Below are 21881 nucleotides of genomic sequence, written 5' to 3'. Positions count from 1 at the left end.
TTATTGACTGTTTAATTCAGCGTGTAAGCCGCGTTTATACGCGGCATAGGCTGGAAAAAATGACACAATGTAGGTGCTTACCAATACAAGTATGACTATTGCTAGACTGTTTGAAGACAGAAGAGTATCACTTAAAAATAAGCCAAACTCGGCGCTTAACCATGGCTTGAGCACAGTGAGCAAGCCTGTTACCAGCAGCATACTGACACCGCACCCAGCTAACGCAATAAGCAGCGCCTCTAGTTGTACCAGTACAAGAAGGGCGGCTGGACTTGCGCCAATAGTGCGAAGTACCGCGATTTCTTGATAACGCTCTCGCATGGTCGCCAATAGCATGGTGGCTAGGCCAATAAGGGCTGACACCACAATAAGTGAAGACAACAGCAAAAGCAGCGCCTCCACATTTCCCATAATTTGCCATAGCTCAGCGAGTGCCATACCCGGCAATATGGCTAGCACGGGTTCATTACTTCGCTGATTAAGTTGATATTGTAGTTGCAGAGCGGTTACGCGATTTTTAAGTCCCAGCATCACCGCAGACACCGATGAAACATTATTGTTTTCAACGTTCATCTCACCCATGCGTTGGCGATCAGGTTCCTCTTCGTGGGAATGGGGGGGATTATCGCCCTCGTACGACTCTTTTTCACGGCCAGCTTCTTCGTGACTGATTCCTTTATGCTCACTGTTACCGTGAACAGCAGTTTCACCGTCAGTATGTGCGTGTGCCTGAGCGTGTAAGTTTGACGGGCGCTGGATGGATTGGGATGGCTTAACTATGCCGGAATGGCCAGCATGTTCATGGGCTCTTTCAAGGCCAATAAGCGTGACATACACCGCTTTATCAACAGGAGTGCCTGTTTTCTCTAACACGCCAGCCACTGAAAAAGGAAAGCTGTCGTGCTGACGAAAGGACACATTTCCTAAGCCATGAGATATAACAATACTATCGTCAACGCGGTAACCTAAAGACTCTGCAACGTCAGCGCCAATAACTGCTGAGCCCACGTGGGCGAATGGGCCCCCTTCAGCAAACACCAAAGGTTGTTTATCGCCATATTTGAAATGCTCAAAGTAAGCGTTAGTGGTACCAATTACGCGATACCCGCTGTGTGTATCGCCAAGCGATAAAGGAATTAGCCAAGATACACGGGGGTCGCTGTTGAGCGAAATTACGCTGTCCCAACTAATCCCTTTCGACGGTGTGGTTAAGTTAAAGACAGACGACAGCAATAAATTAAGCTGGCCGCTTGGCGCTCCTACAATCACATCAACGCCCGACACCGTGCGCGTGAAACTGTCTTTCACCTGAGAACGAATAATATCAACACTAAGCAGTAAACTCACACTAATCACAATGCTCACTAACGTAAGAAGTGCAGTGTTCTTGCGGCGCTTTAAACTTTCTATCGCGATTGTGGTTAACACGGTGATACGTCCCTAGAGGCAGTAGGCACATCAGTGACTTTTTGATGATTCGGGGTAAATTGGTGCATACTTATATGCCTTGAGAAATACTTCTTTAAGTAAGGGTCGTGACTGACAAAAACCAACGCACTGTTTTTGGCGAGTTTTTTTAGCACGTCCATGAAGCTATCTCTTGCTTTGGCATCAAGGGCTGATGTGGGCTCATCGACAATTAAAATATCAGGCGTATTGATGAGTGCGCGGGCAATGGCAACGCGTTGCTGTTGACCCACGCTTAGGGTGTCTGCTTTCGCATTTAACAGTTGGTTTGATAGCTGCAAGTCGTTAAGTAGCGTCAATATCCGCTCATCAAGGGCTTTGTCCTTTATATTTGCACCGGCAAAATAGAGCGCGGCCTTAATATTTTGTTTAACAGACAGGTAGGGAATGAGATTAAACTGCTGAAACACAACGCCAATATTGTTAGCGCGAAATCGATCCCGCTGCTTATTAGAAAGTGCAGAAAAAGGCTGTTCCAAGAGTGATATTGTACCGCTGTCAGGTGTAAGTGTGCCGCTTAGCAAGTTTAAAAACGTGCTTTTGCCGCTTCCCGATGGGCCGGAAAGAAACACATGCTCTCCACGGTACAAATGCCACTGCTCTATTTCAATAAAAGGGCGGGCTCTTTCACTATGAGCAGCGTTATGGGAAAAGCTAACGTTATCTATAGCAATGGCAATGTTATAAGAACCGTTTGTCTTTGGGCTTTCTGTTGCACTAACGCCTGCTTTCACGCTAACTCCTAACTACTATCTCAATCTTCATTCTTCTATATTATCGAATAACGAAGTGACTTACATGTCTTAGATGTTCAGCCCTAAACAAGATTATTGAGATAGTAAGTCATAGAAAGCGAGCCCTAGCTTTAGGGCAGCTTAATATAAAGGCAGGAGCAAGCACCGTAGAAAGCACGCGTGCTAACGGCTGTTTGCTAGCCGTTAGCTTTGAGTTTTACCACTTCTGCGCTTTCGTCTTCCAGTACGCTTTCAGCAGACGAGCCCTTAAATATTTTACTGATCTTGTCTTTGTTTTTAGACAGCAAGATGGATAGTTCTTCTAACGCGCTGTCATCAAGACCAATACCCTTCGCTTGGATATATTGCGCTAAGTTATCTGCTGCATCGAGCATCTTGTCGTACTGATCAGCTTCTTTTTTGTCGGTAGTTACCAATTTTTCTACCCCTTTGTGCGTAACAACATACTGTGTGGTAATGGCCATGGTAGGTCCCCTTCTTTTTAAGTTCTCGAAAACTGTACAGTATTTAACTGTATAAATAAACAGTTGATAGGTTAATTCTTCTTCGCTGCATAATATTTAATATTCTCTTTTTAAAATGTACGTTGTGTAGAGCACTCGGGACGTCACAGGTATTTCATAAACATAAATAACACCTTTTATTTTGTAGGGTTCAGTGTCACCATATGAATGGGGACAATGCTAATTCCATGGCGATGCTGCTTTTTCTTCAATGGCCTTTTAAGAAACAAATTGAGAGTAAAAAACAGATTGAGAATAAAGAATAGATTGAGAAACGGAATACTCAAAAATGGAGAAAGCTGCCCGTGAGCATTAAAGTCCCAAAGGATATTAGCGTTATACAAACTATTGATGTTATTCCGCACATTATGGAAATGCTTGCGGATGTAACAGGATTACGATTTATTTGTGTGGCTCGAGTAACCAAACAAGAATGGACTATGTGTTCTGTACTCGACCGTATCGAGTTCAATCTGAACCCAGGTGACAAGCTTGATATACAAACCACCTTCTGTAATTCGGTAAGAATTTCTCAGCAGCCCATTATTATTGAACATGCGTCTGAAGATGACGAGTTTAAGCAAAGCCCGATCCCACAAATGTATGGCTTTGAAAGCTATTTCTCATACCCTATATACGATACTGACGGCAATTTTTTTGGCACTATTTGCGGTTTAGACCCTCGTCCTGCAACGCTTAAAACCGAACTTATTACTAATCAGATATCTTCTTTCGCTGCACTCATCTCTCGCCAAATCAGAATAAGCGAGGCCCTAGAGGATACAAAAGCGGCCCTTTTTGACGAGCAGTCGGCAGCTAAGTTGCGTGAGCAATACATCGCTATTTTAGGGCACGATATTAGAACGCCTCTATCGTCACTAAAAATGGGGATCGACTTTTTATCTGATATTATCCAGGACGATACGGCCAAAAACGTGCTAACACGTATGGATAACAGTGCAAGTAGAATGTCTAGGCTGATATCAGATGTTATGGATTTCACCCATGGCAAAATGGGAAGTCGTATTCCCCTTAACACGCAGTATGTTGACAACCTCAATAGCGTTTTACTGCATACAGTGTCAGAGTTAACGCTGCTGCATGAGCAGTGCAATATACAATGCGATATCAATGTAAAGGGTAAGGTGCATTGCGACCCTGAACGGATTAGCCAAGTACTGTCTAACCTTTTAATAAACGCCATTGTGCATGGCGATGATACCCGGCCGATTCAGGTGAATGGGAATATTGTTGATAACAGCTTGGTCGTCCGAGTTTCCAATCACGGAGATGCCATTTCACCTGATGCGATGTCACGACTATTTCAGCCGTTTTGGCGACAGCAAAATCATCGAGATACAGGTGGCCTAGGGCTTGGGCTTTTTATCGCATCGCAAATTTCCAGCGCCCACAACGGAACGTTAACCGTAGAATCAGATGCCTCGAAAACAGAATTCTCGCTGAAAATTCCTATCTAAGCCGTTCCCCAATAACAGTAAAGTGTACATCCCTCCAGAACTGTTAAATATGGCAGTGATTAATGCTTGTGCAATTTTAACGGTATGCGTATAATGCGCGCCCTTACAGCCATCCCAATTCGTTCCTTGTCTCCATACAGTTGGCTGTACTGTCGAGGCTACAACCGTAAGGAGCTATAATGCGTCATTACGAAATCGTATTTATGGTTCACCCTGATCAGAGTGAACAAGTACCTGGTATGATCGAGCGTTATACTACTATTCTTAAGCAAGACGGTGGTCAGATTCATCGTTTAGAAGATTGGGGCCGTCGTCAATTGGCTTACCCAATCGAAAAGCTACACAAAGCACACTACGTACTAATCAATGCTGAAGCATCTGCTGACGCCGTTGACGAATTGGAAAATGCTTTCCGTTTCAATGACGTGATCTTGCGTAACATGGTAATGCGCACTAAAAACGCTGTTACTGAGCCTTCTCCAATGATGAAAGAAGAGCCTCGTCGTGAGCGTCGTGAAGATTCTGCACCTCGCACAGAGCGCGCAGAAAAGAAAACTGAAACCACTGAAGACAACGCTTAAGGAGATCACCCATGGCTCGTTTTTTCAGACGTCGTAAGTTCTGCCGTTTTACAGCAGAAGGTGTGACCGAAATAGATTACAAAGATATCGCTACTCTTAAGAACTACATTACTGAGAGCGGTAAAATTGTCCCTAGTCGTATTACTGGTACTAGCGCAAAATATCAGCGTCAGCTGTCATCTGCGATCAAGCGCGCACGTTTTCTTGCGTTGCTTCCGTACACTGATTCACACAAGTAATTTGGCGAACTTAAGGGGTAGCTTAGATGAACATCATCCTACTAGATAAAATCGCCAATCTTGGCGGCTTGGGCGACCAAGTGACTGTAAAGTCTGGTTATGCTCGTAACTTCCTTTTCCCACAGGGTAAAGCGGTTCCTGCAACTAAAGACAACGTTGAAAAGTTCGAAGCACGTCGTGCCGATCTTGAAGCGAAAATTGCTGATCAGCTAGCTGCTGCAAACGCAAACGCTGAAAAAATCAACGAGTTGGCTGAAGTTACAATTGCTGCACCTGCTGGTGAAGAAGGCAAGTTGTTTGGCTCTGTTGGTACACGTGACATCGCTGATGCAATTACTGCAGCTGGCGTTGAAGTACAAAAAGCACAGGTTAAACTACCTACCGGTACACTTCGTGAAACTGGTGAGTACGACATCGACGTACAGATTCACTCTGATGTAACCACTTCAATTAAAGTGATCATCATTGCTGAAGCGTAAGCGTTCATGTAATTAGAAAAACCGCTCTTATGAGCGGTTTTTTTATGCCTAAAAATCACCTATACACACTGGTATTACTTACATTTTTATACTTGTGCTAGGTAAGGTATAAATACAATACTATCAGTGTATTAATTCTCTTTGAGGTCGCTATGCAGCTCGCTATTACGTTCGCTATGAAGTTCGTCATTTTATCTCTCGTATTGCTTTTATGTGGATGCGCCGCAAAAAACCACGTTGAGACTAATGCTCCTTCAGAGTCGGTGATAAAGCGAGATAGCACGGATGGATTTGAAGAGCGATTCAGCAACCTTTACGCTAACTTTCCAAGCTACCCAATTACGTGTACTACAAATTGCTATGCGCCTACTGACAAAATAAAGTGTGAAGGCGATATGGAAGACTGTGTCTATCGCGGTGACAACCCATCACTGGCTATCGATAGCGGCTTTACCGTTCGTTGGTTAGGACATGCTAGTTTTGTGGTGACAACCGAAGAGGGACAGCAGTTTCTGTTTGACCCCGTATTTGAACAATTTGACTGGCCGGTAAATTGGGCATTTAAATTAGCAGATGGTTTTTTCCGCAACCCTGCCTCAGCGCTATCATCACAAGAAATAGAGCAAACTGACGCCGTCATGTATTCCCATATTCACTACGATCATTTTAATAAATCGGATATCGAGCACATTGGTAATATGCCCTCCTATCTAGTACCACTAGGGTTTGGTGAGCACTTTCCTACTGGCGGCTATAACATTACCGAAATGGCTTGGTATGCAAAAAAAGCACTCGGCGATACCACCATACACTTTGTTCCTGCCCATCATTTCAGCAGTCGTATAATGGTGCCCTTCTTGTATGAAGATAATGACAAAGCGCTATGGGGTGGTTGGGTGCTAGAGCGCAACGGTAAAACCTTGTTCTTTGCCGGCGACACTGGTTACTCAGCTCACTTTAAAGATATCGGCGATCGATTTGGTCGTATCGATGTTTGCCTACTTCCTATCGCCTCGTACTTCAGTGAGTCGTCTCCTAAATGGTATCGCAATGTGCACACCACGCCAGAAGATACGCTTGTGGCTGCAAAGGAATTGAACTGTGGCGTGATTGTTCCGTGGGGTTATGGCAATGCGAGTTGGCAAATGGGTGATAAAACCTCCCACTCAGCACTGTTTAGGTTAATAGAAATGGACAAGCAGTTAGATAACACCATCCCGCTGTATATTCTCAATGAGGGGGAAGAGGTGACCTTTTAAGGCCAGCTAGTTCTTAACGTTTGCTAATTTTTTCACACTTCAATCGCCATTCATCATCAAGAACGGAGAGCGACGACAGTGCTGTTGCCAAGGCTTTATCTGTTTTTGTGTGTGTACACTGCATGAGTTCATGCACACTAACGGTGTTGTCCTGGCGTTCAATCAAACGCACCTCATCGCCGGGTTGAATAACGCCGGTTTTTAACACTCGGTAATACCAACCTGTGATGCCTCTTTCACCCACAAATCTGTCTAAATTTGATATACCAAATCGTTGAGATATTTTGCTGCAGGGTGCTCTTGGAGCGCTCACCTGTAATTGAACCTCACCAAATTGCCAAATATCGCCAATGAAAACCGTTGCGTCGTCCATACCCTCAACACTCAGGTTTTCACCTATGCTGCCGGGTACAAACTCTCCCTCGGGGAAATGTTTGCGAAGGGTAAGGTAGTTAGTAGGGTTATATTGATGCAGCACTTTTTCAGGGCCACCGTGAAGCCGCTTGTTTGCCTGTAAATCTTCATCAGTTTTATCGGTATGCACAGTGAGTTGAGACACCGGTTCTTTCACAATACTGCTGGGTGCTCCTCTCGGCCCTAAAGGGCTTGGTTGACCTGCAAACAGTGCATTGACTTTAAATTCTGACATACCGACTCCGCGTTTTTGAAAAAACTTATTTTTTTCTTTAAACCTTTCTACTATAGGCTACGACTAAGGTTATAACACTAACAAGTGCCACACTGACATTTTCTATTACAGTGTACACAAAAAAGAGAGCGTCATGGAGCAAGGCCACCAACGCATTTGTTGCGACAGAGCGGTTTTTACCGCTAAATCACAAAGCGAGGTAATCGCTGACGTAAAAGCGGGCAGTAAATACGCTTTTAAGACGCTATACGAGCAGCATATAGGCCGCGTCTATGCACTATGTTACCGCTTAACTGGCGACAAAAGCTTAGCCGAAGATGCGTCGCAAGAGGTGTTTATTCAGCTATGGAGAAAAATTGCCAGCTACGATGGCAATAGTCAATTTTCTACTTGGCTACACAGCGTGACGGCGAATGTCACTATCTCCTATATGCGTAAGCAGCGCAGTTGGTTTCAGCGCATGCTAAATATAGAGACCAGCAGCATTACAGAGCCTGTAGCGCCTCAAGAAACAAATGATCATGATTTAGACACGCATATTCGCGCGTTGCCAGAACGAGCCCGACTTGTGTTCGTACTTTATGCAATAGAAGGCTATCGACATGAAGAGATAGCCAGCATGCTCAATATGGCGGTGGGCTCGAGCAAAGCACAGCTGCATCGAGCCAGAGGGCTTTTAAAACATGCAATGGGGTGTACCGATGAGTAATGCGGATAAACAGTTGTTACAGCGCCTTAACGAATTGAAAAAAGAACGTCAGCCAGAGCGAGATCTTTGGCGTGGTATTGAACTAGGGTTAACCCGTCAAGATGACGGGGCAGAAGGTAGCGCTGTAATCAATGAGCATGGCGGGCGTCAGGCAGTGTTCGCCTCAAAAGGCCTGTGGGCAGTGGCTGCCGCGTTTGCTGTTGTGTGCTCCATGCTGTGGTTTTTAACGCCTATTGGTAACCCTTCAGCATCACAACCTACTGATATGTTGGTTAACGCGCCGGGCTCAACACATAAAGATGGTTCAGTGAATAACTACGAACTTGTTGAAGCACAAAGCTTACAGCAGCGTCAATACATTACGGGATTACTCGCAAGTTATGAAACTACGCCAGCGCTAACAAAAGACTGGCAGCAGCAATTAAATGAATTAGATACGGCAGCAGATGCCATCAAAGCAGCATTAAAAGAGGACCCTGATAATTCAGCGTTAATCAAAATGCTACACCATGTTTATCAACAACAAATTGCCTTAGTTGAGCGAGTGCACGCGCCAAAATGGCAGCAAATTTAATAAGAGGTAATCTAATGAACGCAAAACTGAAAAACAGACTAACACCTAAGGCGATAGCAGCACCTAAGGTAGTAGTAGCATTTAGCACCGTGATATTACTCGCGCTTTCACCTACTGCGCTTGCAGGTGAAAAAGTCGATAAAACCATTGAGACTTCATTATCACCAAAACTCGATATTGAACACGTAAACGGCAGTGCCGAAATCAAAGTGTGGGACAAGTCACAGGTTCGCGTGGTCGGGGAGCTCGGCGATCGAACGGAAGAGTTTATTTTTGAAAAGCGTGGAGATGTGGTTGTTATTCATGTTGAGGTAAAGCGCAAGTCGAAACAGTGGTATGGGAATAATAACGATGGCGATGAGCTTACCATTTATGCGCCTGTTGGCAGTGACCTTCACTATACCGCAGTAAACGCTGATGTCATTGCTACAGGGATTCAAAATGCTGTAGACATTGAAGTCGTCAATGGCGACGTAACCATTGAGAATTCGGGTTCACACATTGAAGTAGAGTCGGTAAACGGTGATATTGAGTTGTTAAATGTAGTGGGCGACCTCGATGTGGAAACCGTTAACGGTGATATAGAGGCAACGCATACAGGCAGTAATGAAATTTCATTTACTTCGGTTAATGGAGACCTAGACGTTAACACAACAAGTCCAGAGGTTGCGGTTGAAACGGTCAATGGTCGTATTGAGCTTACATTAGCAGCAATAGATAGATTAGAAATTGATACGGTTAATGGGAAGACGACGGCTAGTATGTCGTTAAACGACAACGGACAAGTAAAAGCAAACTCCGTTGGTGGTGCTATGTCCCTTGCCTTTCAACAAGGTGTTTCAGCGCAGTTTGACATTGAGGCCCATGCTGGCGGCAACATCAAGAATAATCTTAGCGACGATGAAGTGAAGAAACCGAAATACGGTCCAAGTCGTTGGCTTCGCTTCATTCAAAACGGTGGCTCTGCAAACGTTGACATTTCTACCGTGCACGGGCGAATTGAAATAGACGAAAAGTGAATAAGCTAGTGCATTTCTAATTCGTTTACTAGGTTGAATAATCAGATTTAGTCCGCATTTATTAATCATGATGTGGTTCGCTAAAAATCGATAGATAAAAAGCTGCTCACACAAAGGCAGCTTTTTTTTTGATACAAATTAAGAGATAAACCGTACAGATTTTCTCTTCGCTCCCCCAGCTTTCCTTGAACTCAACGTCAAAGCGATAAGGTTGTGTTAGATCAACACGTACTAAATAGCAGCAGTTATGATGAGAGCGAGTGTGAAAGCGAAGGTGATAGCAGTGATAGGTTGCAGGAAGCCACAATAGATTTAGAGATAATGGAGACAGCAGTGAAGATTATTGGACATGTTAAACGCTTTTGGAAATTTCATAGCCTTATTATAGGCGCGTTTGGCATCTGCGCATTAACGTTAGGTTGCGCTATCCATGAACCGTCCTTTTATGAGGGAACGTGGGTGATAACAGATACTTATCAAGATGAAAAAAGTAGCCAAAATACGAGTAAGAGTCGCGTACTTGGGAGCTCTTTCACCTACTCGGCCACGTCCGCTCAGCTAGACCAATTTGCCTGTGAAGTGCCTGAATACGACACTCAACGGTTAAGTTTAGATGACTTTTATTCACAATATAAGGTAGATCCGCAGCGTATTGGTTTTTCACGGGACGACGTCACTAAGATTGAACTAACCTGTGCATCTGATGTTGCAACGTTAGGCAGAACACTGCTCATTCAGCAAAGCGATAACGCAGTTATACCTGCTAATGGAACGTTTTTTCGCCTAGAAAAAGCAACGATTTAAAAGCGGTATTCCACAATACGGGACCTTTTGTGTACGCTAAGAGGCAACTCTCCCTAAGTCGTTTTCGTATTATGGTCGTGAAAACGCAAAGGGTTTATACCACTTACAGTGGTGTTTGGCGTTGTCATTACTGGCTTAAAACATCTGTGTAAATATTGTCCTGTTGCAGAGAATGCGGTGTAAGTTTATTGAGAGACGCGTGGTAAAAGCGCATAATAGTTCACTGTTTTTGTTTCATCACAATAGGTTTCATACGTGGCTTCTCCCCCCCAAGGCGATAAGAATATAGAAAAATTGAAGGTTCCCCCTCACAGTATAGAGGCGGAGCAGTCTGTTTTAGGCAGTATGCTTATCGATCCTGAGAGTTGGGATAAAGTAGCGGAACTCGTCACTGAAACAGATTTCTACAATCGTTCGCATCAAATTATATTTAAAGCCATAACTCGTCTTTTAAATATCAGTAATCCCATCGATCTCATTACCGTATCTGAAGAGCTAGAAAAGCACGATCAGCTTGAAGATGCTGGTGGGTTTGCCTATCTCGGTGAGCTGGCAAAAAACACACCGAGTTCGGCTAACGTGGTTTCTTATGCTCAAATTATTAGCGAGCGTGCAATAACCAGAGAGCTTATAGGCGTTGCGCACGAGATTGCAGAGGTTGGCTACAACCCAGAGGGCCGAGATAGCGCCGATATTCTCGATTTAGCAGAAAGCCGAGTGTTTGAAATCGCCGAGCGAAGAACCGGTGAAAATGAAGGTCCTCGCAATGTTGAGTCTGTTCTAGGTAAAACTATTGACCGACTTGAGGAGCTGGTTAAGACAAATAAAGAGGTGACCGGTGTTACAACAGGGTTTACCGATTTAGACAAAAAAACCAGTGGCCTGCAGCCTTCCGATCTTATTATTGTTGCAGCTAGACCATCAATGGGTAAAACCACGTTCGCGATGAACTTGGTCGAAAATGCCATGATGGCAGAAGAAAAGCCGGTTCTCGTATTCAGTCTTGAGATGCCCTCTGAACAAATTATGATGCGTATGCTTGCATCATTAAGCCGTGTTGACCAAACAAAGATTAGAACCGCTCAGCTAGATGATGAAGATTGGGCGAGAATTTCAAATACGATGGCGATGTTAAAAGACAAAGACCGCCTTTTTGTTGATGATTCTTCAGGCCTAACACCCATGGACGTGCGCAGTAGAGCAAGAAAGCTTGCCAGAGAGCGCGGCGGTATCAGCCTAATCATGATTGATTACCTTCAGCTAATGCGGGTTCCTTCGTTAAGTGAAAATCGTACTCTTGAGATTGCAGAGATATCACGCTCGCTAAAAGCACTAGCAAAAGAGCTGGAGGTGCCGGTAGTGGCCCTATCTCAGCTTAACCGTACCCTAGAGCAGCGAGCCGATAAGCGACCGGTTAACTCGGACTTACGTGAATCAGGCTCTATCGAGCAAGATGCCGACTTAATTATGTTTATCTATCGTGATGAGGTGTATCACGAAAACAGTGAAGATAAAGGTATCGCGGAAATTATTATTGGTAAGCAGCGTAACGGGCCTATTGGTACCTCTCGACTTACTTTCCAAGGCCAGTTCTCGCGCTTCGACAATTACGCAGGGCCGGCAATGGCCGATGATTATTAGCGCTACTAAAGAGTAGGGTATACCACCGCTAGTGCTTAAATCGCCGCGCTCTGTAGATTAATCAAATCATCAGTTAGAGCGTCAGTTGAAACACAGTAGTAAAAAAGACATACACAAAAAAGGCGCCCTTAGGCGCCTTTTTGCGTTAGCTGGTTGAGAATTACTTCTCTTCAGCTACTTTAACAGTGTCTTTAACTGTCACTGATATGCGACGGTTTACACGATGTGCTTCAGCGTTACTTGCTGAATCTAGTAATTGTGTCTCACCATAACCTACTGTATCTAGACGAGTAGAATCGATACCATACATATCAACCATTACGTCTTTAAAGTTAGCAGCACGACGCTCAGATAAGTCCATGTTGTATGACTCAGTACCTGGCGCAGAAGTGTGACCTTCGATTACCGCTGTAGTAGAAGGATACTGCTTCATGAAACCAGCAAATTCAGAAATTTCTGGATCTTTAGGCATTTTAACAACAGCACTTTCACTGTCGAAAAGAACGCGTAGTGTAATTTCTACCGTCTCTTCGTCAAAAACAGTACAACCTTTCGCATCAACTTTTACGCCAGCTTCTGTATCTGGACACATGTCTTTGCTATCTACAACGCCGTCGTTGTCTGCATCTTTAATTGCACAACCCATTGCATCTACTTGCGTACCTGCTGGTGTGTTTGGACACTGATCAACGCTGTTCATTACGCCGTCGTTATCATTGTCTACAGAACAACCTGTTGCATCAACGCGAACGCCGGCAGGTGTCATAGGGCACTGGTCTTTACCGTTTACAACACCGTCGTTGTCGCTGTCCATTGGCGCTGCTGGTGTGCTTTTACCAAATGGTACTGCAATACCTACTTTAACGCTGTAGTCGTTATAGTCTTCGCCAAAATCGTGGTAAGCGGCAATTTCTGTGATAAGTCTTACAGACTCATGTACGTTCCAGTGCTTACCAATACCGACGTTACCTTGAGTAGTCGATACACCTACTGATTGGCGCTTAACACCAGCAAATAGGAAGTAGGCGTCATCAGGCATGAAGTACATAGCGTCAACGCCAACCATCTCACCGTCTGCGTCATTTGCAGGGATGCCGGCTGCGTTATCTAATTCTAAGTCAGTGAACTCTACGCGAGCTGCCCAGCTTTGTGTGAAACGAAAGCCGTATTCTAGTGAAAGGCCTTGACCCTTATCGTAGGTTCCGCCTTCAGTGAGTGACAAAGGGCGAGATTCGTCGGCATTGTAGTACATGCCTGAAAGACCAATCCAGTGCTTGTAATCTGGTTCTGAAGATTCTTGTGCAAACGCATTTGTTGAAGCCATTACAGCAAGAGATAGCGCTGCTAATTTTAAGTTGTGTTTCATAGTCACATCCTGTTTAACGTTGAGTGATTATCAAATTGATAATTATAGTTGTGCTTGCGAGCTTAGTTTTGAACTAGTTTCCTAGGACAAAGCACAAAGCATGCCATTTATTATGCGGGCTAAGCTGCTGTCCCTTGTAGTGTGGCAATAATAGTGCGTCTTCCACCGCTGTCGCGGTGCTCGCCGAGCATGATACCTTGCCACGTGCCAAGTGCAAGTTTTCCTTGCTGTACGGGCACAGTTATTTCGCATCCTAATAGGCTAGATTTAATGTGGGCCGGCATATCATCGCTTCCCTCATAGGTATGCCTAAAATACGGGGAGTCTTCTCTTACGCTGTGGTTAAGATAATCTTCCATATCTTGACGAACCGTAGGGTCAGCATTTTCGTTTACCGTGAGGCTGGCGCTTGTGTGCTGTAACCACAAATGCAGCAAGCCAACCTCAACAATATGCAGTGAAGGAATGGCTTCTACAATTTTTTCAGTGATGAGGTGGAAGCCTCGTGGGTAAGAAGGCAGTGTAATTTTTTCAGACTGCCAGACATTATTTGTCAAAGCAGATTTCCAAATGAGCGAGTCCTTCGTCACACATAAACGGCAGAATGATTTTCGCACCGTCTACTTGGTGACTTATTGTGTGCTGATGACCAGACACTACAATAGGTGTTGCCATACCAAATTCGTACCCTCGTTCGGCAAGGTCTCGTTTGGCATTTCCGCAAATCATGTTAGTGACTTCACCGACCATATCAGCCACTTCAGCGTCAAGCTTCTCAGGTCGCTCTCCTACCATACGTTCCATGATGGTAAGTGCTAGCGCCTCATCAAACGTAATCGACATAGAGCCCCTTACGTTTGGACCTACCATACCAATAAGTCCTGACACATCACCTTTAGCCACGTCGCTTTGTTTTTTCTTTGGTTTGCCCGGTGTAAGTTTGGTCTGCGCCATTGTTTCCATTACGTTGAGTAAACCGCCGATAAACGGATTTACAAATTCAGCATTCATGTACTTGCTCCTTAAGTGAGGAATCTTCCGTTTTCTGACATTCTGCGCAAAGTCCATGTGCTTCAATAGTTTGCTTAGAGACCCGAAAGCCGTGTGCTTCAGCCTGACTGTCAAGCGTATCCTTAAGGCCTTCCGATTGAATCTCTGCCACATCGCCACAGCTATCGCAGATTAAAAACTGAACCGGGTGATTACACCCAAAGTGATAACAGGCTACAAATGCGTTGGTAGATTCTAGTCGATGAATAAAACCAAAATCGAGTAAAAAATCTAATGCTCGATAAACGGTGGCCGGCTTAGCGCTAGACTCGGTTTCTTTTAGCGAATCAAGTAGCTCATAAGCACCCATAGGTCCGTGTTTGGCAAGCAGTATTTCGTACACTTTCTCTCGCAATGGCGTAAACCTTGCCCCGCGCTGTTCGCAGTAGGCACGCGCTTTGTGAATGAGTGTCATATTATTCATTTATCGCTACCGTTAGCTCGGCCATCACAGTAGCTACCTATATACTATATAGGTACCACCTAGGCCATTAATTAGGCTATTAAAAAGTCTTCTTTTAACAATATTATAGAGCACTTTAGTTAAGCATTTCTTTTTCGTGCTTTTTTACAAAATTAGCGCATTGATTCTTTAATGGCGGTACTTCAATGCTAAAACCTTTCATACTTTTAGTTCTGATACTGACGTAACCACTATTTTTTCAATAAACTCGCACAGAGAAAAAGCGTACCTGTCAGTCTCAACGTGGCTGCCGTAAGTGCAGTAGCCCGCGTCTCTTCTATTTAAAAACAACTATTTAAAACAGCTATAAAAAACTGTTATACAAAATTAAGTACAACTTTTACGAAACCCCATAGTCAGGGATCGCACGGCGCGAAAATAAATCTAACGTACCTGAGATTTTGCTCTGTTTATTACAACCGATGAGACGTAAAACCGGAATGCAAAAACTGAACTGTCACACTATTTTTTACAATACGTTGCTCGCAGTATAACACTGTGCTTTTACGACACAAATGCCAAGGCTATTTTATCCACCATTATCCAAAATAATGTGAATCATTAAGTCGTACAGTAAGCGTACTTTCGTTTATGCTATGCGAAGAATGTCAGCAAAGGCCCAAAGCTTTGTGATTATGATGAGCAAGAAAAATTAGAAGGCACTTAATCTATGATGATTAATTTATCTGGTACTGAAATCAGTAAGCGCAGAGCAATATGGGTAATCTTTAGCCGTGGAAAAATTGTGGTGCGAGAGAACGATCCTATATTGCCTGAGGCGCACTTTGAGGAGCTTTCGTTTCTCGCATCGTATCACGAAGACGTGCATGAATTGCCCCCTCTTAATGATGCCGCTGTAACCGAAGCGCCCATATACGTGGTTGACGTTGGCTCAGAACACATTGAAAGCCCTGGCTGGGAACGAGTTTCACTGCGCCAGCTTCTATTTACACAACAAAATATAGCGTTTTCTGTGCTAGGTCGAGCTTGGCAATATATCCATTTTTTACGAACCCACAAGTTTTGCGGGCAGTGTGGCGCTGAAATGGAGCGTGTAAACTGGGAGATGGCAATGCAATGCCATCGCTGTAAGCATCGCACGTATCCCCGAGTATCGCCCTGTATCATCGTTGCCATTCACAATGGAGAAAAGCTGTTATTGGCCAAAGGGGTCAGGCACAAAGAAGCAAATATGTACTCTACGCTGGCTGGGTTTGTGGAAAGCGGCGAGAGCCTTGAAGAAGCCGTTCACAGAGAAGTTTTCGAAGAAGTTGGGGTAAAAGTAAAAAATCTACGTTACTTCAGCAGTCAGCCGTGGCCATTCCCTCATTCATTAATGGTTGGGTTTATCGCCGAATACGACGGTGGCGATATCGTGTGCCAAGAAAATGAAATAGATGATGCTCAATGGTTTGACGTGGATGCGCTACCTAATATACCGCCTAAGGTTTCAATTGCTGGACAGCTTATAGCGGAAACGTTGTCGTTGATAGGCGAAAAATAACCCGCCCTGTCGTCAATAAGCGACAAATAAAAAACCCTGCCGGAGCAGGGTTCTAGGTTTTTTTAGCACGGTCCTCTGAGAGGCTTCTTTTTGTTAGCGTGTATAGTAATAGCAAAGGTATTTTAAAAGCGCAAGTAAATTTGTGCATTGGGGTTGTCGCTATTTACACACACTACTCATCGCTCTGTGCAGCACATACATCGAAAGCATGTGTTTGAATTAAGGTTTTTCACACACACAGTGATAATTACTGGTATAATTTCGCCGCTTAATTTTAATCTCAAATCAGGTGAGTTATATGTCGCAAAATATTCCAAATGTCGATAAGCCAGCGTTAAAGAACGACCGTTATTTACGGGCGTTGGAAAAAAAGCCGGTTGATGTAACACCCGTATGGATGATGCGACAAGCAGGTCGATACTTACCAGAATACAAAGCAACACGTGCCGTGGCAGGTGACTTTATGTCACTGTGCAAAAATGCAGAGCTAGCTTGCGAAGTAACGTTGCAGCCCCTGCGAAGATTTCCTCTCGATGCGGCAATTTTATTTTCAGATATTCTAACCATTCCAGATGCCATGGGATTAGAGCTGTATTTTGAAGCAGGGGAAGGCCCACGTTTTAAAAAGCCTATTACCTGTAAAGCCGATGTAGATAAAATTGGTATTCCCGATCCTGAAGGCGAACTGCAGTACGTGATGAACGCAGTACGCACTATTCGCAGAGAGTTAAAGGGCGATGTTCCGTTAATTGGCTTTTCTGGCAGTCCGTGGACGCTAGCGACTTATATGATTGAAGGTGGCTCAAGTAAGGCGTTTACAAAAATTAAGAAAATGGCGTTTGCAGAGCCTGCAATACTGCACACCTTACTGGAAAAATTAGCTGATTCAGTCACCTCGTATCTCAATGCGCAAATTGCTGCCGGTGCCCAGTCTGTCATGATTTTTGACACGTGGGGCGGCGTTTTATCGCCACGTGACTACAAAGAGTTCTCGCTACAATACATGGAACGTATCGTGAGTGGGTTGACGCGAGAAAACGAAGGTCGAAAAGTCCCTGTTACCTTGTTTACCAAAAATGGCGGCATGTGGTTAGAGTCTATCGCAGCAACTGGCTGTGATGCAGTTGGCCTAGACTGGACTATCGACATCAAAGAAGCCCGCGCCCGCATTGGCGATAAAGTTGCTCTGCAGGGGAATATGGACCCTTCAATGCTGTATGCGTCGGCTCAGCGAATTGAAGAAGAAGTGGGCACCATCTTGAAAGGATACGGAGAAGGCTCTGGTCATGTGTTCAATTTAGGCCACGGTATTCATTTAGACGTTCCGCCTGAAAATGCAGGTGTCTTCGTTGACTCTGTGCACAAGTTAAGCAAGCAGTACCATAAATAGCCTTAATTCTGTTTAAATAAATCAGCAGGCTGGGTCAACACGCCCTAATCATTAGCAGGTGAAAAAGGATAAACGATGAAAACCTGGCTGTTAGTGCTGCTTGTCGCTTTTTCTGTTATTGCCGGTTTTAAGGTGGTCTCTTATCAACAGAAACTAGATCACTCAAAAGTAGAACACGAACGCCTAAGCGATGTCTTAGCGCGTTCTCGTTCTACACAAACCAGCGAGCTAAAAATTATAAAGCCTATCAATAAAGTGAAAGAAGTAAGAGAGACCGCTGATGTGTCGGCGGCTCATAAAGATTTGCTTCACTTTTTTGATACATCGCCGTACGAGCAACTATTCTCCCTTGATAATATCGCCTGTACTCAAGTCGCTTGCGAGATTGTGGGTGTATTTATTGGCACGGTAGATGAGCTCAACGATGCAGTAAAAAGTCTTCCAAATCCTTCATGGTGGACGTTTGGGGTAATGGAATCATCAGATGAGGCTTTACAAACCGAAGTGGTAAAATTTAGTGCTACTTTTATGCCTCATAAACAACAACAGACAGATAAAACCGTTTCCCAAGAACAAACAACTTCGGTTAAAAACCCGTTAACCAAAAGCGCTTGAGAACACGATTAAGTGGGCTTACCTTGTGAACATGCCCGAGCGAATAATTTTTAGCTAGGCGTCTCGCACAAGTCCCTTCTCGATAACTCTGATCAGCCTTTGTTGCTTGCGCTGTTCGCTTCTTTGGTGATGTTCTTTTGCAGTTTGTTGAGTCATAGCCCAATCAATATGCCTATCAACTTGCTCGCTTACCATTCCTCTTTGTGCCTTTAATAGCGCTATATTATCTTCACTAAAATCAGCATTACCGATAGCAACAGCAATATTACGCTGCCATTTTTCATACCCAATGCGGCGAATAGGTGAGCCCAGTGTGTTGGCTAAAAAGGTTTTCTCACTCCAAGAAAATAAGGTTAAGAGGGATTGTCCGTGCAGTACTTGTCTTGGATGAAAATCTTCTTCAGTTGTAACATCGGCATAGCGGTTCCAAGGGCAAACAAGCTGGCAATCATCACAACCATAAATACGATTGCCCATCAGGGGTCTAAGTTCCTCGGGAATATCTTCGCCTGACTCAATAGTAAGATAGGAAATGCATCGTCTCGCATCCACTTTGTAAGGGGCTACAATGGCATTGGTTGGGCAAATAGTCATACAGGCTGTACAGCTTCCACAGCCCTCTTCAATAGGAGAGTCGGTAGGCAACGGCAGGTTGATAAAAAGTTCGCCTAGAAAGAACCAAGAGCCGGCCTCTTTATTCAGCGTTAAACTGTGTTTTCCGGTCCAGCCTAGTCCAGCTTTTTCGGCAATGGCATGCTCTAGCACAGGGGCAGAGTCTACAAAAGGCCGATATTCAGTATCACGATATTCGATAGCACTTAACGCAGCAGTAATTTTCTCACCCAGTTGCTTAAGTCGCTTGCGGAGCACTTTATGATAGTCTCGCCCAAGCGCATAGCGACTGATGTAGCCAATGTCTGAGGTTTTAAGGTGTTTGGCAAAAGATGCATCGGGAGGCAGGTAATTCATTCGCACGCTGATTACTCTTAGCGTACCGGGCACCAATTCGTCTGGCCGAGCCCGTTTCATGCCATGCGCTTTCATGAAGTGCATGTCACCGTGGTAGTCGTTGTCTAGCCAATCTTGTAGATGAGCCTCGTGCTGATGTAGATCAATATCGCTGATACCAACCTGTTGAAAGCCTAGCGCAGCTCCCCAAGCCTTGATATTGTGGGTTAACTCAACGAGATCAATAGAATTAATTGCGGACATTTTCTCATGCTAGATACTCAACTCACGTCAAGTTTATCATACAAACTATTTCGAGCCGACCAAGTTCGGGAAAATGAAAAGTTAGCTGCTGCTAATTCAAACTGTGACATGTTCACATTGATGCAGCGCGCGGGAGACGCGGTTTTTAAGCAATGCTTAGAGCTCATTCCAAACTCCGATGTCTATCTTGTTCTTGTGGGTCAGGGCAATAATGCGGGAGACGGTTACATAGCCGCAATGAACGCAAAGCTTGCAGGTAAGCAAGTGTTTGTGTGTGCTATTGAGCCTGAGCGAGTGTTAGAAGGCGATGCCGGACTCGCGCAAAAGCGATGGGTTGACTCAGGTGGCGCTGTGGAATGTTTCGATGCATCACTGCTTGAGCGAGCCGATGTGATCATTGACGGGCTATTGGGCACGGGAATTAATAGCTACATCAGAAACGAGTTTGCCGATGTTATCGATGCCATAAACAGTAGCGATACCCCTGTGGTGAGTGTTGATGTTCCCTCTGGTTTAGATGCCAATACCGGCCAAAGCCTAGGTCGCTGTGTGCAAGCTGATATTACGGTGACTTTTGTCGGCATCAAGCCTGGGTTAGTAACCGGAGCGGGTAAGCAGTCTTGTGGTAAATTGGTTTATGCTGATTTAGGCATTGGTAACGCGTTTCAATCGTTAGCCAAGGCGAGCGCTACCATGCTAAACATAGACCATTTCAAAGGCATGGGACCACGGGACGTGCACAGTCATAAAGGCACCTATGGTCGATTGCTATGTATAGGTGGTAATAAGGGCACTGCCGGAGCCATTCGTTTAGCGGGCGAAGCGGCGCTTCGAAGTGGTGCGGGTATGGTGCGTGTTTATACTCACGAATCTTCCGTTGTGCAGGTAAGCGCTGGTCGCCCTGAATTAATGGTGACCGATAGCCAGTTAGACGATGCTCTTCAGTGGGCAAGTTGTGTGGTTATCGGCCCTGGGCTTGGTCAGGATGAGTGGGCTGAAGACGCCTTTTCAACCACACTTAAGCATTGCCAACAGACGAATAAGCCTATTGTTATTGATGCTGATGCGCTAAATATACTGTGCAAGCAGTCTACGGCATTCACGCTATCGCAAAGTATTCTTACCCCCCACGCGGGGGAAGCCGCTCGTTTGTTAGGCGTGTCCATAGATGACGTTGAAAGCGACCGGTTTAACTATGCTCGCCAGTGTTCACAGCGCTACCATTCGGTATGTGTGCTCAAAGGTGCAGGTACGTTAATCGACAACGAGAAAAAGACGTGGGTGTGTCGACACGGTAACCCTGGCATGGCAACCGCTGGCAGTGGCGATGTACTAAGCGGTATTTTAGGCGCGTTACTCGCTCAAGGGGTAGAGACAGATATTGCGGCTAAGTACGGCGTTGTACTGCATGCAAAAGCGGGCGACGATATTGCCCAACAGTATGGACAACGTGGTATGATAGCGAGTGATTTTTATGATGCGGTTCGTAGCTTGATAAACCACAAATAAGTGCCTTTGTAATAAGGCCTTCCTGATTTGCGGTTTGTAAGATATTTACTGCACAGTTTAGTTTCAGTGGAATAACGCAGATGTCTTACCCGCAGTCCTCCTATTTTGCTAGCGATGTTGATGATACATCGCTACTAGCTCAAGACCTTGCTCAAGCAGTGTCTAGCCAATTGCCCGCGAATGTGGTCGTTTTTCTCAATGGCGACCTCGGCGCTGGAAAAACCACCTTTAGCCGATATTTTATCCAGGCACTTGGTCATTCAGGTAGTGTTAAAAGTCCTACCTATACACTGGTTGAACCTTATGAGTTAGACAGCGTCAATATATATCATTTTGATTTATATCGGTTGTCAGATCCTGAAGAATTAGAGTTTATGGGCATACGCGATTATTTTGGCTGTGATGCGATTGCACTTGTTGAATGGTCACAAAAGGGGGGAGAGTACTTGGCATCCCCTGACTTAGTGATTAATATAAACGCAACGCCATCGGGTAGGCAGTTTGTTTTAGAGTCAAAATCTGCACTTGGCGCCAAGCTGCTCCAGCAATGTAAACGTATATAAAAACGATAAAATCACATCTTGTGTAATCCACGTGAGAGTGAAGACGTAAAGG

The 21881-nt window shown here is 44.7% G+C and carries 24 protein-coding genes; 15 read left to right on the top strand and 9 right to left on the bottom strand.

The window, feature by feature from the left end:
- The 3 genes from AC27HD_RS13400 to AC27HD_RS13390 form a co-directional block, all read right to left on the bottom strand.
- Entirely contained in the window at positions 1 to 1428 is a 1428-nt protein-coding gene (locus AC27HD_RS13400; RefSeq protein WP_487106479.1) for an ABC transporter permease, read from the bottom strand.
- Positions 1422 to 2201 (bottom strand): ABC transporter ATP-binding protein, encoded by a 780-nt coding sequence (locus tag AC27HD_RS13395; RefSeq protein ID WP_487106477.1) that lies wholly within the window; start codon positions 2199 to 2201, stop codon positions 1422 to 1424. The genes AC27HD_RS13400 and AC27HD_RS13395 overlap by 7 nt, the downstream gene beginning before the upstream one ends.
- A 197-nt stretch (positions 2202 to 2398) precedes the next feature.
- Positions 2399 to 2686, bottom strand: a complete 288-nt coding sequence (locus AC27HD_RS13390; RefSeq protein WP_032097690.1) for a YebG family protein — start codon at positions 2684 to 2686, stop codon at positions 2399 to 2401.
- Positions 2687 to 3030: 344 nt separating this feature from the next.
- Between AC27HD_RS13390 and AC27HD_RS13385 the strand changes: the two genes are divergently transcribed.
- From AC27HD_RS13385 to AC27HD_RS13365, 5 genes are all read left to right on the top strand, one after another.
- Positions 3031 to 4203: a GAF domain-containing sensor histidine kinase gene (locus AC27HD_RS13385; RefSeq protein WP_032097691.1), complete on the top strand. Its 1173-nt coding sequence runs from the start codon at positions 3031 to 3033 to the stop codon at positions 4201 to 4203.
- Between the two features lie 179 nt (positions 4204 to 4382).
- Positions 4383 to 4784, top strand: a complete 402-nt coding sequence (gene rpsF, locus AC27HD_RS13380) for a 30S ribosomal protein S6 (RefSeq protein WP_032097692.1) — start codon at positions 4383 to 4385, stop codon at positions 4782 to 4784.
- 11 nt (positions 4785 to 4795) lie between these two features.
- Positions 4796 to 5023: a 30S ribosomal protein S18 gene (gene rpsR, locus AC27HD_RS13375; RefSeq protein WP_012519954.1), complete on the top strand. Its 228-nt coding sequence runs from the start codon at positions 4796 to 4798 to the stop codon at positions 5021 to 5023.
- Between the two features lie 26 nt (positions 5024 to 5049).
- Complete coding sequence (rplI, locus tag AC27HD_RS13370) at positions 5050 to 5502, top strand: 50S ribosomal protein L9 (protein ID WP_032097693.1); 453 nt, start codon at positions 5050 to 5052, stop codon at positions 5500 to 5502.
- 176 nt (positions 5503 to 5678) lie between these two features.
- The gene (locus AC27HD_RS13365) at positions 5679 to 6761 is read left to right on the top strand and encodes an MBL fold metallo-hydrolase (protein WP_487106665.1); all 1083 of its coding nucleotides are present in this window, start codon (positions 5679 to 5681) and stop codon (positions 6759 to 6761) included.
- A gap of 13 nt (positions 6762 to 6774) precedes the next feature.
- Here the strand turns inward: AC27HD_RS13365 and AC27HD_RS13360 are convergent, their stop codons facing one another.
- Complete coding sequence (locus AC27HD_RS13360) at positions 6775 to 7410, bottom strand: MOSC domain-containing protein (RefSeq protein WP_487106471.1); 636 nt, start codon at positions 7408 to 7410, stop codon at positions 6775 to 6777.
- Between the two features lie 133 nt (positions 7411 to 7543).
- On the opposite strand from AC27HD_RS13360, the gene AC27HD_RS13355 reads away from it, so the two are divergent.
- The 5 genes from AC27HD_RS13355 (at position 7544) to dnaB (ending at position 12157) form a co-directional block, all read left to right on the top strand.
- Complete coding sequence (locus AC27HD_RS13355; protein ID WP_032097695.1) at positions 7544 to 8119, top strand: RNA polymerase sigma factor; 576 nt, start codon at positions 7544 to 7546, stop codon at positions 8117 to 8119.
- On the top strand, positions 8112 to 8693 hold the full coding sequence (locus AC27HD_RS13350; RefSeq protein ID WP_032097696.1) for a hypothetical protein: 582 nt from the start codon (positions 8112 to 8114) through the stop codon (positions 8691 to 8693). Before AC27HD_RS13355 ends, AC27HD_RS13350 begins: the two co-directional genes overlap by 8 nt.
- A 14-nt stretch (positions 8694 to 8707) precedes the next feature.
- Entirely contained in the window at positions 8708 to 9712 is a 1005-nt protein-coding gene (locus tag AC27HD_RS13345) for a DUF4097 family beta strand repeat-containing protein (RefSeq protein ID WP_487106469.1), read from the top strand.
- Positions 9713 to 9925: 213 nt separating this feature from the next.
- Positions 9926 to 10516, top strand: a complete 591-nt coding sequence (locus AC27HD_RS13340) for a hypothetical protein (RefSeq protein ID WP_235207850.1) — start codon at positions 9926 to 9928, stop codon at positions 10514 to 10516.
- Between the two features lie 255 nt (positions 10517 to 10771).
- The gene (gene dnaB, locus AC27HD_RS13335) at positions 10772 to 12157 is read left to right on the top strand and encodes a replicative DNA helicase (RefSeq protein ID WP_032097697.1); all 1386 of its coding nucleotides are present in this window, start codon (positions 10772 to 10774) and stop codon (positions 12155 to 12157) included.
- A 160-nt stretch (positions 12158 to 12317) separates the two neighbouring features.
- On the opposite strand, the gene AC27HD_RS13330 is transcribed toward dnaB, so the two are convergent.
- From AC27HD_RS13330 to AC27HD_RS13315, 4 genes are all read right to left on the bottom strand, one after another.
- Positions 12318 to 13523, bottom strand: a complete 1206-nt coding sequence (locus tag AC27HD_RS13330; RefSeq protein WP_487106466.1) for an OmpA family protein — start codon at positions 13521 to 13523, stop codon at positions 12318 to 12320.
- A 119-nt stretch (positions 13524 to 13642) separates the two neighbouring features.
- Entirely contained in the window at positions 13643 to 14080 is a 438-nt protein-coding gene (locus tag AC27HD_RS13325) for a secondary thiamine-phosphate synthase enzyme YjbQ (RefSeq protein ID WP_032097699.1), read from the bottom strand.
- A complete protein-coding gene (locus tag AC27HD_RS13320; protein ID WP_032097700.1) occupies positions 14070 to 14534 on the bottom strand; it encodes a chemotaxis protein CheX in 465 nt (154 codons plus the stop codon). Before AC27HD_RS13320 ends, AC27HD_RS13325 begins: the two co-directional genes overlap by 11 nt.
- Positions 14524 to 14997 (bottom strand): transcriptional repressor, encoded by a 474-nt coding sequence (locus tag AC27HD_RS13315; protein ID WP_032097701.1) that lies wholly within the window; start codon positions 14995 to 14997, stop codon positions 14524 to 14526. Before AC27HD_RS13315 ends, AC27HD_RS13320 begins: the two co-directional genes overlap by 11 nt.
- Positions 14998 to 15706: 709 nt before the next feature.
- Between AC27HD_RS13315 and nudC the strand changes: the two genes are divergently transcribed.
- From nudC to AC27HD_RS13300, 3 genes are all read left to right on the top strand, one after another.
- Positions 15707 to 16540 (top strand): NAD(+) diphosphatase, encoded by an 834-nt coding sequence (gene nudC, locus AC27HD_RS13310; RefSeq protein WP_487106463.1) that lies wholly within the window; start codon positions 15707 to 15709, stop codon positions 16538 to 16540.
- Positions 16541 to 16838: 298 nt separating this feature from the next.
- Positions 16839 to 17930, top strand: coding sequence for a uroporphyrinogen decarboxylase (gene hemE / locus AC27HD_RS13305; protein ID WP_487106461.1), 1092 nt, complete (start codon positions 16839 to 16841; stop codon positions 17928 to 17930).
- 75 nt (positions 17931 to 18005) lie between these two features.
- Complete coding sequence (locus AC27HD_RS13300) at positions 18006 to 18545, top strand: hypothetical protein (protein WP_487106459.1); 540 nt, start codon at positions 18006 to 18008, stop codon at positions 18543 to 18545.
- 54 nt (positions 18546 to 18599) lie between these two features.
- Here AC27HD_RS13300 and queG read toward each other — a convergent pair whose 3' ends face one another.
- Positions 18600 to 19757 (bottom strand): tRNA epoxyqueuosine(34) reductase QueG, encoded by a 1158-nt coding sequence (queG, locus tag AC27HD_RS13295; protein WP_487106457.1) that lies wholly within the window; start codon positions 19755 to 19757, stop codon positions 18600 to 18602.
- Between the two features lie 6 nt (positions 19758 to 19763).
- On the opposite strand from queG, the gene AC27HD_RS13290 reads away from it, so the two are divergent.
- A complete protein-coding gene (locus AC27HD_RS13290) occupies positions 19764 to 21266 on the top strand; it encodes an NAD(P)H-hydrate dehydratase (RefSeq protein ID WP_487106455.1) in 1503 nt (500 codons plus the stop codon).
- Positions 21267 to 21346: 80 nt separating this feature from the next.
- Complete coding sequence (gene tsaE, locus AC27HD_RS13285; protein ID WP_487106453.1) at positions 21347 to 21829, top strand: tRNA (adenosine(37)-N6)-threonylcarbamoyltransferase complex ATPase subunit type 1 TsaE; 483 nt, start codon at positions 21347 to 21349, stop codon at positions 21827 to 21829.
- Positions 21830 to 21881 lie beyond the last annotated feature (52 nt).

The sequence above is a fragment of the Alteromonas sp. 4NS20-0143 genome, from assembly GCF_057542855.1.
The sequence above is the reverse complement of the archived record's forward strand: the minus strand, read 5'-3'. Positions and strand labels throughout refer to the sequence as shown.